Source organism: Patescibacteria group bacterium (genome assembly GCA_041653535.1).
Lineage (GTDB): Bacteria > Patescibacteriota > Patescibacteriia > JACRDY01 > JACRDY01 > JBAZFH01.
In genome coordinates this window covers 105,402-121,573 of the sequence record JBAZFH010000004.1, presented here as the reverse complement: position 1 = coordinate 121,573, position 16,172 = coordinate 105,402, and the positions used below count along the sequence as shown (strand labels likewise).

Sequence of the window (16,172 nt, the reverse complement as noted above, 5' to 3'; positions counted from 1 at the left end):
AACGAAAAGATATATTTTTCCTGGATAAAGATTTTAATAATATCCGTACGGTTACTAATTCGCAACTATCTGAGTTGAGTTTGGGGCAAAATATAAAACTTAGACCGGGAACTTACTTAATGAAACTTATTAGCGATCCAAAAGTTTATGCGGTTGAGCCAGCCGGTGTTATTAAGCATATAAGTAGTCCCGCTCAAGCGGAGTTGTTATTTGGAACCGATTGGAAGGGGCGGGTGATAGATTTGCCTGATTCGCTTTACCAGGATTATAAAGACGGCGGAGTGTTAAAAGATAATCGTCATCCTACCGGTATGGTTTTTCGTTACCAAGGAGAACCGGACGATTACTATTTATTAACTAATGGTTATAGCCGTAAGTTTGTTTCGCTTGTTTCTTGGGATGGTTATCATTTCAATAAAAACTTCATTAGCGATGTTGCTTATCAAAACGTGTTGTATCCAGCCGGAGCAGATATTGACGTTTACAAGGTGGCATTAGCTGACACAGCTCAGACTTTGATCGTCGATGAAGCTGATGATTTAATAAATTACCGTAAAAATGAAGAAGAAGGCGTATATACTAATTCGGGATTAAAAGGAGATTATTATACTGGTAGTGATTTCAAAACCAAAGAGTTTACCAGAACCGATAAAAATATAAATTTTTCTTGGGGCAGCGGTAATCCCGATGATCAGTATCTTAATGATGATTATTTTTCGGTGAGATGGACCGGACAGATTAATATTCCCGAAGAAAAAAATTATACTTTTTATACTTGCTCCGATGATGGCTCGCGTTTGTATATAGACGGTACGCAGGTGGTGGATAATTGGTCTAGTCATCGCGTAACCTGTAAGAGTGGGCAGATAACGCTTACTCGCGGTCGGCATGATATCAAGGTAGAATATTACGAAAAAAACGGTGGTGCTTACATGAAACTGTCTTGGGGCGACGAAAGCACTACTATTCCTACGGAAGTATTGTTTCGTCAATAAAATATGATTTTGATTATCAATACAACGGTTAGCGATCGTTTAATGGTTGGTCTGGCAAAAAGAAGAAAAATAATTGATCGACAAGGACTGGTGGTTGGTCGGTCGCAGGCGGAAAAACTGCTATTTTTAGTTGATCGGGTTTTGAAAAAAAATAAAATAAAATTTAAAGATTTAAAAGGCGTAATTGTTGTTACCGGTCCGGGTGGTTTTTCCTCAGTTCGTTTAGGTGTGATATTGGCAAATACCATGGGGTATGCCTTAGATATACCAGTCATTGGTTTGAGATATTCCAAAAAATATTCTAGTTTGGAAGAATTGGTTGCTGACGGTATAGAGATTTTAAAAGATAAAAGTAGTTTTAGCATGGTTCATCCGTTTTATAACCAAAAACCGAATATTACTACAGCTAAAAAAAAGTAAAAATATGACGGAAAAAGTTTTTGTTCCCAGCTTTATCGCCAAAATGGTTAAAGTTTTTAAAGTTGAAAACTCGTTAGAGACTGCTGTTGCCGAAGATGATTCAAAGATTAGGGTTAATCAAGCAATTGGTCGGGTGTCTTTGATTTATGAAAAATTACGCAACGTTGTTGATTATAATGACGAGCATTTAATCCGCAAAAACGCGATATTTCGCATAATGAAAAGATTAATTTCTATCGAAGGACGAGTTGATGGGCTGGGTTTGCACCTGATTCAAGATTTGATCCGTATTAATCATTTGCCAAATAATACTATTTTGGAAAGTAGCGCTCATGGACTGGACAGACTTTTGGAAAAATATTTGACGATAGAAAAATTTATAGATAAATATTACAAAGGTCGTTTCGCGCGGCGGTTGTTTATTTGGTTTTTGCAGATTGCAGCATGTGAAGTAGAAGATTATTTGTTTGATTTTCGGGAAAGACAGGCTTCGATTATTGCGATGACAAAGGTTCTGAAGCGCGATATCGAACTGCCTTCGGGAGTCAACGAAAAGAACCAAGATATACTTTTCAATCTTACTGCACTAAAGAGTTTTTTCAAATCCGACGAAGGTATTTTGCATTATTATTTATTATCTCAATTCTATCCAAATTTTTTTGGCAGCGATCCGAACTTGCAAGACGTTGAACGGCTGGTGCAAAATTGGAACGTAGAGCAATCGCGGATGGAAAAATATTTATCCCATCCATTGCGTAACAAGCTAAACAAGATCGGTCGTCGTTATGCAGTATATTTTTTGATTTTACGAGAAGTATTGGCAAAAAATAGGGATCGGATAGAAGATATTGTTACCCATCCTAGGGTTTTAACCGAAGAAGTTGCCACTGTTTGTAGTCAGCGTTACAAGGAGATTCGGATAAAAGTCGTCCGTTCGGTTGTTCGTAGTGTGATTTATATTTTTATCACTAAAATGGTTTTGGCAATGTTGCTGGAAATACCTTTTGAATATTTTTTGCAGCAGGGTCTTAATTACAGCTCGATTTTAATCAACGTTTTATTTCCGCCGGTGTTGATGCTGGCAATCAGTTTATTAATTCGTTTGCCTAAACAAAAAAATACGGAAAAAATTATTCATGAAATCAAGGATATTGTTTATCAGAAAGAGGGGACGGAACAAAAAAAATATCATATTCGGCACGGCTTGGGTCGCGGAACGATAACCAGATTTTTTTTCAATATCATTTACCTTATTACATACGGCATTACTTTTGGTGTGGTGATTTGGTTCTTGAATAAAATTCATTTCAATATTCTTTCCGGTGGAATCTTTATTTTCTTTCTTTGTATTGTCAGTTTTTTTGCCATCAATATTCGTTTGCGCGCTCGTGAATTGATAGTTTTGGACAACCGCGAAGGATTTATCAATCTTTTGTTTGATTTTTTTTCTTTACCAATAGTACGGCTGGGAAGGTGGCTTTCGGTTAAACTGTCTAAAATAAACGTTTTTGTTTTTATCATGGATTTTATTATTGAAGCGCCGTTAAAGATTATTTTAGAGGTATTGGAGGACTGGTTTTCTTTTATGAGAGAAAAGAAAGAAGAAATATATTAGCAGTCGTCAATTGTTGGTTATTATGTCTTTAATTTAAAAAAAGTATGAAAAGAGAATTACCGTTACAGCAGGCAATGGAAATGGTAAGTCTGGGTCACGTGTATTTGAAAGTTAGTGATAAGAACGTCGATACTTTGGTGCGAGAAGCTATTGACAGGGGTATTTTGTTGGAAAGCTCAAAATGGATTATTGGGCAAGGATTACGCCATTCCGACAACGTACCAGAAGGAGAATACTATTTAGCAGAATATAAAGGAGCAGTATACCGCATTACAGATTTAAACGTGATACCAAATTTTGAGCAGCAAGCGACAGCTCCTACTATCCAAGAAATTCTTTCTTTTATGCTATACGGAAGAAATACCGATATGGAAATTCCTGAAATGATAAAAAATAATAATATTTACAAAATGCTTTCCAGGGGACAATAATTAAATGGTTGTAATATCGCGTGTGTAGTAAGAGCGAATATTGTTTATATATAAAGCTGTTTCTTTGCCAGGAAGCGGTTTTTTTGTTTAATTAACCTATTTTTTAGTGGTCACGGTCGTTAATTTTTAATAGTTATAACTTGTGGATAAATCTTAGTGGTTGAAAAAATATTATAAGTGGTGTATAATGGAAATAAGTGGTGAATTGTGGATAAAGGTGGGGATATATAAATAAAACAGAGGATAACTAAAATATTATGTTTATTGGTGAGTATGCTCACAATATTGATGAAAAAGGCAGGCTGGCTATTCCTGTTAAGTTTCGCAAGGACTTGGCTAAAGCAGTGGTTACTAAGGGGCTGGACGGTTGTTTGGTTATTTACCCAGCTAAAGAATGGGATAAACTTGCTGATAAGCTTTCCGCCATGCCAATATCACAGGCCAATAGCCGAGCTTTTTCACGCCTGATGCTTGCCGGCGCAATGGATGTTTTGGTAGACGGTCAGGGCAGAATAGTTCTTCCAGAATATTTGCGTAAGTTTGCCGGATTGGATAAAAAGGTAATTGTTGCCGGTCTTTATAATCGTGTTGAGCTTTGGGATGAACAGCTTTGGGCTAAATATCGTTCTGGAGTGGAAAAAGAAAGTGGCAATATCGCCGAGAAATTAGGAGAATTGGGAGTCTAAAAAAACAGAAATTAGAAATTTGGAAATTAAGAAATTGGTTGAATTTAATTCGTATGTCCAATATTCATGTCCCGGTTCTTTTAAAGGAGGTGATTGAATATCTCGACCCTCAACCGGGGCAGATATTTATTGACTGTACTTTGGGCGGCGGCGGTTATACGGTAAAAATTGCCGAAAAGGTTTTGCCCGGTGGAAAAGTAGTGGCTATTGATCTAGATCAAAGAGCGATAGATGGTTTTGCCGGAAAAAATGACAATATTATTTTGGTTCATGATAATTTCAAAAATATAACTAATATTTGCCATGAAAGGGGAATTGATAAAATCAATGGTGTGGTCTTGGATCTGGGTTTATCATCTAATCAACTCGCGGACAGGGGTAGGGGATTTTCTTTCGAAGATCAAGGATTTCTGGACATGAGATTTGATGAGAGTGAAGGTTCATTAACTGTGTTTGAGATAATTAATCAATATCCTGTAGAAAGATTAAAAAATATTTTTTCGCAATTAGGAGAAGAGAGGCTAGCCGGACCAATCTCCGAGATAATTCACGAGATACGGCAAAAAGCCAAAATCAAAAATCCTAAACAGTTGGCAGAAATAATCTCTACAGTCTATCGTCGGTTTTACCGAAAACCAAGTGAAATTAATCCAGCAACAAAAATTTTTCAGGCTTTAAGGATCTTTGTCAATCAAGAATTGGAGAATCTACAGCAGGTGTTGCCGGCAGCAATCGATTTATTGGAGTCCGGTGGTCGCATCGCCGTAGTTAGTTTTCATTCGTTGGAGGATAGAATAGTAAAAGATTATTTTCGTCAAGAAAGTAAAGACTGTCTTTGTCCAGCTGATTTTCCAGTTTGTCGTTGCGATCATCGTGCAAAAATAAAGATTCTCACCAAAAAACCGATTGTAGCAAAAAACGATGAAGTAGGTTTTAATCCCAGATCGCGATCCGCCAAATTGCGCGTGGCGGAAAAAATATAGACTTGATTTTATGCGAATTTTTTACCGCCGTGGGTGAAAGTTCGCATAAAATTGGGCCTAAATATGACATCGAGAATACAAAACAAAAATACAAAACAAAAAGAAAGAAGAAATTTTTCCTTAAACATCAAGGTTTTTAATATCTTTTTTATCTGCCTAATAGTATTGGGTGGTTTTTTATACCTGACACAAGTCAACTCTTCGGCGGTCAAAGGTTATATTTTACGCGATCTTGAAATAAAACTGGAAGATGCCAAATCAAGCAATCGCAGTTTGAGTTTGCAAGTGCAGGAATTGCAATCCATTAATGGTTTAACTAAAAAAATTGAAACCATGGGCATGGTGCCGACAACCGATGTTGCGTATCTACAAATGCCAGGTAACGATGTGGCGATGGCAAAATAAGAGATAAAATATGGGAGCGTGTTAAAGCTCTTTTTTTGTTTGGCAATATTTTTAACCCCTTTACAAAATAATAGTTTATGTTAAAATTTATTATTAGTTCTTTGAATCATAAAATAAGGTATTTTATCGTAATTGTGTCGAAAAAAACATAACCGCAAAATAGTTTTTGCAAGGGAAGGGGGGGTGAGGAGATGAGTAAAAGGCGTATTTTCGAAATGACAAAAAAACAAAAAGGCGGAATAAAACCATGAACGAAAATTTGGCTATAAGCAGTCAAAAACAACAAAATATTCAGGAGTTGTTACGAGGAATCGCTAAGCACGCTGCCGAATTGGTATTGATTGTATTGAATCCGAGTGAAGTCCAGCTGCAACAAATACTCGGACATGGTGATGAGCTTAAGGCAGCGGTCGCGGAAACGGTGCTAAATAAAGCGCGGGAATTTGCCATGACACCATATGATTTAGCGCGTTTTATTTTGCGGGGTGATTTTGTTGCTCCGCAAGAAATAGCCGACATCACTTACAGCAACGAGCAGCTGTTGCGGCTTCAGAATACGTTGCCGAAAGCCGACGTGCTTCGTTCACTGTGGGACGATAATTACGTGCTTATTCCTGGTCCCAGCTATCCTATGGGGTTGGCAGATATCAAAGCGCTGAGACCCGGCTATTTTAATAATAATAAAATAGCCGGTTGGTACGAAAAATATTATTTTTTTCGTAATGACAAAGTACCGGCGGCGCGTTGGATAGCTTTGCGCAAAGAAGCTGTTCCCGGTTCCATGGGCGGGGATTGGTGCGGGCAATCTGGCTGTCTTCTCGAGGGAGATTATGTTCCCAACATAGCCGAGATGGTCTGGGCTATTACCAGCACTCATTTCGACCAGAGGTTTTATGTTCGAACCAACAGTGTTTTTAATAACGGTGCAGAAGATGCTCATGTTAGCGTTGGTTTGACGTTTGATCATAAGTTGTTCATCAACAACTATTTTGACCTTGGTCATGATAAGGACCTGGGGCTGGCGTCTGCCAGAAAATTGTTGTAGCTATTATTCACGAAGCCCTGGCTTTACGGTCAAGGCTTTTTTGTTTGATTAAAACGGTGGACTGTAGTATAAATAGTGCATAATCGTATCATATTTTAACCTATGAAATTTACCTTAATTAAAACAAGCAAAAAATCTAAAGCCCGTCGAGGAGAGATAATCACACCGCATGGTAAAATACAAACGCCATTTTTTATGCCGATTGCGACCAAGGCGGCAATTAAAACCTTGGAAGCCAAAGAGATCAGGGAATTGGCGCCAGATGTTATTTTGTCTAACACTTATCATCTGTATATTCAGCCGGGACATAAGTTGATTAAACACGCCGGTGGACTACATCAGTTTATGAATTGGTCGGGACCAATACTCACCGACAGTGGTGGCTATCAAGTTTTTTCATTATCCGATTTTCGTAAAATCACAGAACAAGGAGCGATTTTTCGCGTTGATGAAGATGGTGGCGCAAAACATTTGCTGACACCGGAAAAGGCAGTTGAGATTCAGCTCGATCTTGGCGTTGATTTATTAATGGTGCTTGATGAATGTCCACCTTATCCGTGCGAAAAAAAATATGCCGAGAAATCATTGGAGTTGACTACTCGGTGGGCAACGCGTTGTAAAAAATATTTTGATAGTAAAGTAAAAAGTAAAAAGTTAAAAGGAAAAAATAAAGAAACGCAGGGGTTGTTCGGGATAGTTCAGGGGTCGGTTTATAAAGATTTGCGAATTAAAAGCGCCAAGCAACTGGAGGCGCTTGATTTTGACGGTTATGCTATTGGCGGGGTGGCAGTGGGTGAACCGCGAGAAAAGATGAAAGATATTTTAAGCTGGACTGTTCCGATATTACCGCTAGACAAGCCTCGTTATCTTATGGGGTTAGGTCGACCGGAGGAAATAGTAGCGGCGGTCAAGTCCGGCATAGATATGTTTGACTGCGTGATACCAACTCGCGAAGGTCGGCATGGTCGGTTATTTGTTTGGAAAAATAACAATTTGTCCGGCAAGTTTTATGAAACAATAAATATTGAAAATACTAAGTTTAAAAATGACTTCAGGTCAATAAATAAAAACTCAAAAATCCCTGCGTTGCGCGAATATTCTAGGGCTTATTTGCACCATTTATTTAAAACTAATGAAGTTTTGGCTCTGCGTCTGGCTACGCTTAATAATCTGGAATTTTATCTTGATTTGATGAAAAAGATTCAAGAGCAGATAAAGACCGGTAAGATTTAAACGGTTTTTGATAACTAAAAACACCCCCGGATATTTGGAGGTGTTTTTTGGAAAAATTATTATTTCTTTTTTTTCACAGCACCTTTACGGTTGATGGTTTTGAGACAAGTGGTGCAAATTTTTTTTCTTTTACCGTCAACGGTTTTGATTTGCAGATTGGGGTATTGTTTACGCAAAGTTTTGATTTTACTGTGGGAACGGCTCGCGGCTTTTTTAGGGCCCTTGCCGCAAATTTCGCATCTTCGTGCCATATGGATAGTAGCTGGTAGATAGTAGCTGGTAGCTGGTAGCTGGGGGCTAGAATTTTTCTGGCCGCTAGTTACTAATTGCTAGCCACTAGTTACTTGCTTCGAATTATTTATTAAGGTAAAATTAGGATAACAGAAAATAAAAAATAAATCAACTCCCATGCTAAATTTATTGTTCTCCGATCCGATTTCTTTTTTGCTTTGGGTAATGGCGGTGGTTTACGCGATTACTATTCATGAATTTTCTCACGTTTTAGCCGCTTACGGCTTGGGTGACAGTACTGGCAAGGATATGGGTCGGCTTACTTTAAATCCGCTGGCACATATTGATTGGCTCGGCTTTTTTATGTTACTGCTCGTCGGTTTCGGTTGGGGTAATCCAGCACCGTATAATCCGTATAATTTGCGCAATAAAAAGTGGGGGACGACTATTATTTCTCTAGCCGGACCATTTTCCAATATTGCCAGTTTGGTTGTTTTTGGTTTAGCTTTTAAGTTTTTACGGATTTATACCAATCTTTCTCCGGATAATCTTTTGCTGCAATTTTTGATGTTTCTTTCTTTGGTAAATATGGTTTTGCTTGTTTTCAACCTTATCCCGATTCCGCCGCTCGACGGATCTAAAGTTTTATTTGCCGCGCTGCCTGATCGGTTCAACGAGTTTAAATATCGTTTTGAGAAAAACGGACCATTTGTTTTGCTCGGTTTAGTGATATTGGACAGTTTTTTGCCAGGGTATTCGATTTTTGGCAGTTTATTTCAATGGGTCTGGAATCTGGTTTATTGGTTGTTCTAAAGGACATATCTGTCGAAGACCGTAGTAAAATACACCCCGGGACCAAGGTGCTGATTGTCCTCAAGACCGACCAGCCGACAGGTCAACTGACGTTTGGTATTGTCAAAGATATTTTGAGTCCGGGCAGGCATCATCCGCGGGGTATAAAAGTCCGGCTAACCAATGGTCTGGTGGGGAGAGTACAGGAATTGGTCTAGATTTGATTAATTTGTCTAAAATTAGATAATAAAGTTGAGGACGGAAATAAGGTAAAACTACAAAATACTGGGGTTTTAAGAAAAATTATCACCAGGTGATAAATCCCTTGACTACCGAAAGTCTTAATGCTATTCTATTGTTACCTTTTAATTAAGGTATTTTTTTAAATAATTATAAGCTACTAGTTTTTCTTTTTGGGTTGCAGTAACTAGTTGCTTTGGATATCAGCTAAATTATGCCAACTATCAGTCAACTAATCCGTCACGGCCGACAAGCTCAGCCGAAAAAAGCTAAATACGCTGCAATGCAATCTACGTTAGACACTTTGCATCGTAAAAGAACCATATTGCCAAATGGTAGTCCTGCTAAGCGCGGCGTCTGTTTAAAAGTGTTTACCAGAACTCCGAAAAAACCAAACTCAGCGTTACGAAAAGTCGCTCGTGTTCGTTTGTCTAACGGTATGGAAGTTACCGCTTATATTCCTGGTGAAGGTCACAATTTACAGGAACACAGCATCGTGCTGGTTAAAGCCGGCAGAACCTCTGATTTGCCAGGAGTTCGTTACAAAGTAATTCGCGGTGTTTATGATACTCAAGGCGTTTCCGGTCGCAAACGCGGTCGCTCTCGCTATGGCGCCAAGAGGGATAAAAAAGCAGCTTCTTAATTTTAATCTTTTATATTATGCGTGGTAAACAAGCACCAAAGAGAAAAATCTATCCAGACAGCAAATACAACAATGTCGTTATTGCCAAATTTACTAACTATATTATGGAGCGCGGTAAAAAAACCACTGCTCAAAATATTATTTATAAGGCTTTTGATATTATCGCCGAAAAAACAAAGAAAAACCCCATAGAAGTTTTTGATGGAGCTATTAAAAACGTTGCTCCGCTTTTGGAAATACGTTCTCGACGTGTCGGCGGCGCTAATTATCAGATCCCTTATCCAGTTCGCGGCGATCGTCGTAATGTTTTAGCTTTTCGTTGGTTGATTACTGCTGCTAAGGCTCGTAAAGGCATGCCGATGAGCAAGTGCCTGGCGGCAGAATTTATTGATGCTTACAATAAGGAGGGCGCGGCAATCAAAAAACGCGAAGATGCTCATCGTATGGCTGAAGCAAATAAAGCTTTTGCTCATTTTGCTAAATAATCATTTTACTACATTTATCTATGTCTAGAGAGTATAGTCTGGAAAAAACACGTAATATCGGAATCATCGCTCATATTGATGCGGGTAAAACCACAGTATCTGAGCGTATTTTATTTTATACTGGTAAAAAGCATAAAATCGGTGAAGTTCATGAAGGTGCTGCTACTATGGACTGGATGGAACAAGAGCAGGAGCGCGGTATAACTATTACTTCTGCCGCCACTACTTGTTTTTGGAAAGACTGTCGTCTCAATCTAATCGACACTCCAGGCCACGTAGATTTTACCGCTGAAGTAGAACGCAGTTTGCGCGTCCTTGACGGCGGTGTGGTTGTTTTTGATGGTGTTGCTGGTGTTGAACCGCAATCAGAAACCGTCTGGCACCAGGCCGATAAATATCAAGTACCGCGACTGGCTTTTATTAACAAAATGGATCGTACCGGCGCTGATTTTTATAAAGATTTGGATTCTATTCACAATCGTTTGACCAAAAACGCCCATCCGATTCAACTGCCTATTGGTGCTGAAGATAAGTTTGAAGGTATTGTCGATTTGTTTAAAATGAAAGCGATTCGTTATACCGATGATCTTGGTACCAAGTGGGAAGAAACTGATTTGGAGGGTGAGTTGAAGGAAAAAGCGGAAAAATACCGGGCGCAGTTAGTGGAGGCTATTTGTGAAAACGACGAAGCTTTAATGAATAAATATTTAAACGGCGAGACGGTAACCAACGAAGAACTAAAGCCGGTTTTGCGTAAGGCTGTTATCGAAAACAAGATCGTTCCCGTAGTTGTTGGTTCGGCTCTTAAAAATAAAGGTGTCCAGTTTGTACTTGATGCTGTTGTTGATTATTTACCGTCTCCGCTCGATATTCCTCCAGTTGAAGGTCATGCTATTGGTAATGAAGACGAAAAAATGATCCGTAAATCCGATGATAGCGAACCCTTCGCCGCTTTGGCTTTCAAAATCGCTGTCGATCCTTTTGTCGGTAAGCTTTGTTTTTTCCGTGTTTATTCAGGTATGCTCAAATCCGGTTCTTATGTTTATAATGCTACTAACGGTGAACGCGAAAGAATCGGCCGTATTTTACGTATGCACGCTAATCATCGCGAGGAAGTGGAGGAAGTATATTCCGGGGAAATCGCCGCCGCGGTGGGTCTCAAAGCTACTTTTACCGGGCACACTTTGTGCGATGAAAATCATCCTATAGTTTTAGAATCTATTAGTTTCCCTGAACCGGTTATTCACGTGGCAGTCGAACCAAAGACTAAGGCTGATCAGGAAAAAATGGGTATTGCTTTGCAAAAATTGGCTGAAGAAGATCCGACTTTTCAAGTTCACACCGACGAAGAAACTTTGCAGACTATTATCGCCGGTATGGGCGAGTTGCATCTTGATATTATTGTTGATCGCATGAAACGCGAGTTTAAAGTTGAATGTAATGTTGGTTCGCCGCAAGTGGCTTATCGTGAAACTATTCAGAAAAAAGCCGAAGCGGAAGGTAAATATATTCGTCAATCAGGTGGTCGTGGTCAATACGGTCACTGCTGGTTGCGTATTGAGCCGCAGGAACCAGGTAAGGGTTTTGAATTTGTCGACGAAATTAAAGGCGGAGTTGTTCCGCGCGAATATATTCCGGCGATTCAAAAGGGTGTCAGGGAGGCATTGCCACGCGGTATCGTAGCCGGTTACCCGATTGTGGATATTAAAGCAACCGTATTTGACGGTTCTTATCACGAAGTCGATTCATCTGAAGCTGCATTTAAAGTCGCTGCATCGTTGGCATTGCAAGAAGCTTGTCGTAAAGGCGGTCCGGTGATACTTGAACCTTTGATGAAAGTCGAAGTAGTAACGCCGGAAGACTATATGGGTGAAGTAGTCGGTGATTTAAACGCCAAACGCGGTCAAATTCAGGAAATGCGTGATCGTACCGGCATGAAAGTTATTGACGCTCAAGTACCGCTTGCCTCAATGTTTGGTTATGCTACTCAGCTTCGTTCAATGACTCAGGGTAGAGCTAGTTATAGTATGGAATTTGATCATTACTCTCCGGTTCCATCCAATGTTGCCGAGGAAATTATATCAAAAAGAACCGGTGCTAAGCGCGCTTAATTTATGACTAACGAGTTTCGTAAAGCATTAGATTTGATTAAAAAAACAGGAGACAAGCTGGTGTTTTTTGATGCCGCTAATGATAGTTCTTTTGTGGTACTACCTATTGATGATTATCAAAAATTATTATTAGTAGAATCTACAGTCGAGGGTTTGACAGAAGAAGGGCTTCTAGCTAAAATTAATCGTGACATCGCTCGTTGGCGGGAAGAGCAGCAATCAAACAAAATAGGTATTTCCGAAGAAGAAATAATTGGTTCTCTGGCAGACAAGAACGAGGAAGGGAGAGACGATGATAAAAAAGATATAACTAAGGCGATTGATGAAACTAATGATGATATTTATCAGTTCGAGCCGATTGAGGAAGAATAGGTTTAAACATAAAAACAAGAAGTTTAAAATTATAAGTATTATTAATTAATTCAGCCAGCAACTGGCTAAAACTCTTAGGAAAGAGCTTTTTCCAGGAGGTTGTTGGAGGAGAATAAGGCTATGGCAAATTTTGATCGTAGCAAACCACACGTTAATGTGGGTACCATTGGTCACGTCGACCACGGTAAAACCACTTTGACTGCTGCCATTTTGGCGCATTTAAAAACAAAGGGTTTGGCTGCTCAGGACAAAGGAGTCGATGATTTAGATAAGGCTCCCGAGTCAAAGGCCCGCGGTATTACTATTGCTACCGCTCACGTTGAGTATGAGACTGAGAAACGTCATTATGCTCACGTCGATTGTCCCGGTCACGCTGATTACATTAAAAACATGATCACCGGTGCCGCTCAGATGGATGGCTCGATTCTAGTCGTTGCCGCTACTGACGGTCCGATGCCTCAAACCCGTGAGCATATTTTACTTGCTCATCAGGTTGGAGTGCCAAAAATTATTGTTTTCTTAAACAAAGTTGATCAAGTGTCTGATCCGGACCTGATTGATTTAGTAGAAGACGAGGTTCGCGATCTTTTGACTAAATACGAATATGAAGGCAAAGAGGTTCCGATTATTCGCGGTTCAGCTCTCAAGGCTTTGGAAAATCCTAATGGTCCTGAGTCTGAATGTATTGATAAACTTCTCGAAGCGTTAGATACATACATTCCGCAACCTCAGCGTGATATTGATAAGCCGTTTTTAATGCCTATCGAAGACGTTTTTTCGATCGAAGGACGCGGTACTGTTGTTACTGGCAGAATAGAACGCGGTATTGTCAAAATTAACGAAGAAGTTGAATTAGTAGGTCTTCGCGATACCAGCAAAACCGTAGTTACCGGCATCGAGATGTTTAATAAATCATTAAACGAAGGTCAAGCTGGAGATAACGCCGGTATTTTGCTTCGCGGTATTAAAAAAGATGAGGTTGAACGCGGTATGGTTCTTGCTAAACCTGGCTCTATTACTCCTCACACAGAGTTTGAGACCGAAGTATACGTTTTGTCCAAAGAAGAAGGCGGACGTCACAAACCATTTTTTGCTGGTTATAAACCCCAGTTTTATGTTGGTACTACCGATGTAACTGGTGAGATCACTTTACCAGCCGGAACCGAGATGGTTATGCCTGGCGACACTATTAAACTAACTGTCAAATTGATCAACCCGATCGCTTTGGAAAATCAGCAAAAGTTTGCTATCCGCGAAGGTGGTCATACTGTTGGCGCTGGAGTTGTTCTTAATATTATCAAGTAAACTGAAAGTTCCTCACGAAATTTTTGTGGGGAACTCGAGTTTGTTTAATAATTAAGTCAAAAGAGATGACAACCGTAAGTAGTAAAATAACCAAGAAGGTTAAGGATGAGAAAGCTCATCAGCGGATCAGGATCAAGATTAAGGCTTATGATCATAAGATTATTGATCAGTCGACTCGGACGATTATGGAAACCGCTGGTCGTACCGGTGCTAGAGTTATGGGACCAATACCGCTACCTACAGAAAAGGCGGTCTTTACCGTCAACCGGTCTACTTTTGTCCACAAAGACGCTCGAGAGCAGTTTGAAATGCGTACTCATAAGCGTTTGATTGACATTATTGACCCAACTCCAAAGACTGTAGACGCGTTAATGAGCTTAAGTCTTCCTGCCGGCGTTGATATTGAGATAAAAATGTAATCTTTGAAAAACTTTTCTTTATAAAAAATTCCGCTTTTTTGTAGGGGCGGGATTTTTATTTTGTTTATTTTTACAAGTTATGTTTGACAGTAACGTAATATTTTGTTAAATTGATATGGTTTACCCATTTACACCATTACCATTGCACCTAAAAAACTCAAATAGCATTTTGCTGAAGATATAAGAGAGGGGGAAGTATGAGCAGGCAAAATAACGGTTTGACAAAAGAAACTTTTCGTCGAGAAAATATTTTTCACTGGCTAAATAAGTTGTGGCAACGACTTTTGTTTTGGCGTAAGCGTGAAGTAAAAGAAGTTCTTTTCCGCCAGCCCGTTAGGTCGGTGGTAGGAGCAAGGGAAAAACTTTTACAATTAACCGTCGAGCAGCAAACGCGGGTACTCGTTCTTTACGATCAGTACATGGAAAAAGTCGTCTCCCGGTTGGGTATCAAAAATCGTTTCAGCGTTTTGCCCCAAAGTGTATTATGGCGAGACGTAGCTAAAATTTTTGAAAGTGAAAATTTTGACCGGGCGTTTAATGAAATTACGCTGCGTTTGGCGTCGCAAGTCGATGACAAAACCGGGCTGCTCAAACACGACGCTTTTATCGAGAGTTACGAAAAAATGCGTCGAGAACTGCAAAAAACTGGTCAAGTGGATCGCTACGTAGTTTTTGTCTTTTTTGATATCGATTTTTTCAAAAAAATCAATGCTGTCATTGGCCATGATTTGGCTGACAAAGTGTTGAAGCAAGTCGGTGAAAAGATGAGACAACTGCGAGTCGGTGATTGCGCTTGCCGGTTTGGCGGCGATGAGTTCGCGTTTTTTATGCGCGACGTCGGTCGTGCCGAGATATCCAAAGCCGTACGGCGAATTCATGACGCCGTATCGCGGGTTAAAATTCCTGACGTCGTTAGAAATTTAGCGGCGGAAAAGGGATTGAAAGAGGTGACGTTTAGCTTTGGGGCTGTTGCCTTTTCCCAAAACCAAATTTGGCCATCTTCAAAAGCCAAAGAGGTAAGCGACGCACTTGGTTATTTGATGAAAAACAGCGGTCGCAACGGTTATGCTATTACTCTCTATCAGGGAGAGAGGCGGCAGATTATGGTGGTGCAGCGTCAAGGCGAAAAGTATCGTCTTAAGTATAAAGGATCGCAGGATCCGCCGCGGCAAGCCGCTGATTTTTTACAGGACGTAAAAAACGCCTTGCAACGTATTTTGGAAGATATTTCTGTTGCTGATGATGACTTGGGTGAAGTCGCAACGACTAAAGCCGAGGAGATCGGCGTTATTTACTATCGAGCGGCAGGAAAAGCATAATATTATAAGGGCGAAAAAGCATTCGCCCTTTTTCTTTTTTTATATTTTGTGGTAAAATATAAACTAAGATGAAAAGCCAAAATCCTTTTATACTTTCGGCTAGATTTGTAGTCAAAGATATTGTTGGCAATTTTTTGTATTGGCCGTTTTGGTGGTATTCTTCGGGGTTAGCGGGGTTGATAAAAAGGCGTTTTATCGCTTTGAAATTATTTGAATCTAATATAGGTCTTGCGGTTTGGGTAAAAAATTGGACCAAACCAATGTATGGTCAGTATGATATTACTGGTAAAATAATCAGTTTTGTCATTCGGACTTTTTTTATTTTGTTTAAGGTTGTGCTGATTATTTTGTATTTTATTTTGCAGCTAGCAATGATTACTTTTTGGATTGGGATACCAATTTTTGTGATTTTTCAACTAATGATAAACATTTCTTCATAATT

At 39.6% G+C, this 16,172-nt stretch carries 20 protein-coding genes; 19 read left to right on the top strand and 1 reads right to left on the bottom strand.

What is annotated here, in order from left to right; translation table 11 throughout:
• The 9 genes from WC310_04930 to tgt form a co-directional block, all read left to right on the top strand.
• Positions 1-995: PA14 domain-containing protein (locus WC310_04930; protein ID MFA5359129.1), on the top strand; the 995-nt coding region annotated here is incomplete at its 5' end.
• A 3-nt stretch (positions 996-998) separates the two neighbouring features.
• Complete coding sequence (tsaB, locus tag WC310_04925) at positions 999-1,415, top strand: tRNA (adenosine(37)-N6)-threonylcarbamoyltransferase complex dimerization subunit type 1 TsaB (protein MFA5359128.1); 417 nt, start codon at positions 999-1,001, stop codon at positions 1,413-1,415.
• A 4-nt stretch (positions 1,416-1,419) separates the two neighbouring features.
• Entirely contained in the window at positions 1,420-3,030 is a 1,611-nt protein-coding gene (locus WC310_04920; GenBank protein ID MFA5359127.1) for a hypothetical protein, read from the top strand.
• 44 nt (positions 3,031-3,074) lie between these two features.
• Positions 3,075-3,461 (top strand): hypothetical protein, encoded by a 387-nt coding sequence (locus WC310_04915; protein MFA5359126.1) that lies wholly within the window; start codon positions 3,075-3,077, stop codon positions 3,459-3,461.
• 257 nt (positions 3,462-3,718) lie between these two features.
• Complete coding sequence (gene mraZ, locus WC310_04910; GenBank protein MFA5359125.1) at positions 3,719-4,147, top strand: division/cell wall cluster transcriptional repressor MraZ; 429 nt, start codon at positions 3,719-3,721, stop codon at positions 4,145-4,147.
• Positions 4,148-4,200: 53 nt separating this feature from the next.
• Positions 4,201-5,130 (top strand): 16S rRNA (cytosine(1402)-N(4))-methyltransferase RsmH, encoded by a 930-nt coding sequence (gene rsmH / locus WC310_04905; protein MFA5359124.1) that lies wholly within the window; start codon positions 4,201-4,203, stop codon positions 5,128-5,130.
• Between the two features lie 63 nt (positions 5,131-5,193).
• A complete protein-coding gene (locus WC310_04900) occupies positions 5,194-5,535 on the top strand; it encodes a hypothetical protein (protein ID MFA5359123.1) in 342 nt (113 codons plus the stop codon).
• Between the two features lie 247 nt (positions 5,536-5,782).
• On the top strand, positions 5,783-6,580 hold the full coding sequence (locus WC310_04895) for a hypothetical protein (GenBank protein MFA5359122.1): 798 nt from the start codon (positions 5,783-5,785) through the stop codon (positions 6,578-6,580).
• Positions 6,581-6,682: 102 nt separating this feature from the next.
• Positions 6,683-7,813 (top strand): tRNA guanosine(34) transglycosylase Tgt, encoded by a 1,131-nt coding sequence (gene tgt, locus WC310_04890; GenBank protein ID MFA5359121.1) that lies wholly within the window; start codon positions 6,683-6,685, stop codon positions 7,811-7,813.
• 59 nt (positions 7,814-7,872) lie between these two features.
• Here tgt and rpmB read toward each other — a convergent pair whose 3' ends face one another.
• Positions 7,873-8,064: a 50S ribosomal protein L28 gene (rpmB, locus tag WC310_04885; protein MFA5359120.1), complete on the bottom strand. Its 192-nt coding sequence runs from the start codon at positions 8,062-8,064 to the stop codon at positions 7,873-7,875.
• Between the two features lie 157 nt (positions 8,065-8,221).
• Between rpmB and WC310_04880 the strand changes: the two genes are divergently transcribed.
• The 10 genes from WC310_04880 (at position 8,222) to WC310_04835 (ending at position 16,170) form a co-directional block, all read left to right on the top strand.
• Positions 8,222-8,857: a site-2 protease family protein gene (locus WC310_04880; protein ID MFA5359119.1), complete on the top strand. Its 636-nt coding sequence runs from the start codon at positions 8,222-8,224 to the stop codon at positions 8,855-8,857.
• 5 nt (positions 8,858-8,862) lie between these two features.
• Positions 8,863-9,054, top strand: a complete 192-nt coding sequence (locus WC310_04875; protein MFA5359118.1) for a YwbE family protein — start codon at positions 8,863-8,865, stop codon at positions 9,052-9,054.
• Positions 9,055-9,290: 236 nt separating this feature from the next.
• A complete protein-coding gene (gene rpsL, locus WC310_04870) occupies positions 9,291-9,719 on the top strand; it encodes a 30S ribosomal protein S12 (GenBank protein ID MFA5359117.1) in 429 nt (142 codons plus the stop codon).
• A gap of 17 nt (positions 9,720-9,736) precedes the next feature.
• Positions 9,737-10,204, top strand: coding sequence for a 30S ribosomal protein S7 (gene rpsG / locus WC310_04865; GenBank protein ID MFA5359116.1), 468 nt, complete (start codon positions 9,737-9,739; stop codon positions 10,202-10,204).
• A 20-nt stretch (positions 10,205-10,224) separates the two neighbouring features.
• Positions 10,225-12,315 carry an elongation factor G gene (gene fusA / locus WC310_04860; GenBank protein ID MFA5359115.1) on the top strand — a complete coding sequence of 697 codons (2,091 nt, stop codon included), beginning with the start codon at positions 10,225-10,227 and terminating at the stop codon, positions 12,313-12,315.
• Positions 12,316-12,318: 3 nt separating this feature from the next.
• On the top strand, positions 12,319-12,687 hold the full coding sequence (locus WC310_04855) for a hypothetical protein (protein MFA5359114.1): 369 nt from the start codon (positions 12,319-12,321) through the stop codon (positions 12,685-12,687).
• 120 nt (positions 12,688-12,807) lie between these two features.
• Positions 12,808-13,992: an elongation factor Tu gene (tuf, locus tag WC310_04850; GenBank protein ID MFA5359113.1), complete on the top strand. Its 1,185-nt coding sequence runs from the start codon at positions 12,808-12,810 to the stop codon at positions 13,990-13,992.
• 65 nt (positions 13,993-14,057) lie between these two features.
• A complete protein-coding gene (rpsJ, locus tag WC310_04845; GenBank protein MFA5359112.1) occupies positions 14,058-14,411 on the top strand; it encodes a 30S ribosomal protein S10 in 354 nt (117 codons plus the stop codon).
• Positions 14,412-14,608: 197 nt separating this feature from the next.
• Entirely contained in the window at positions 14,609-15,730 is a 1,122-nt protein-coding gene (locus tag WC310_04840; protein MFA5359111.1) for a GGDEF domain-containing protein, read from the top strand.
• A gap of 68 nt (positions 15,731-15,798) precedes the next feature.
• Complete coding sequence (locus WC310_04835; protein ID MFA5359110.1) at positions 15,799-16,170, top strand: hypothetical protein; 372 nt, start codon at positions 15,799-15,801, stop codon at positions 16,168-16,170.
• Positions 16,171-16,172: the final 2 nt, after the last annotated feature.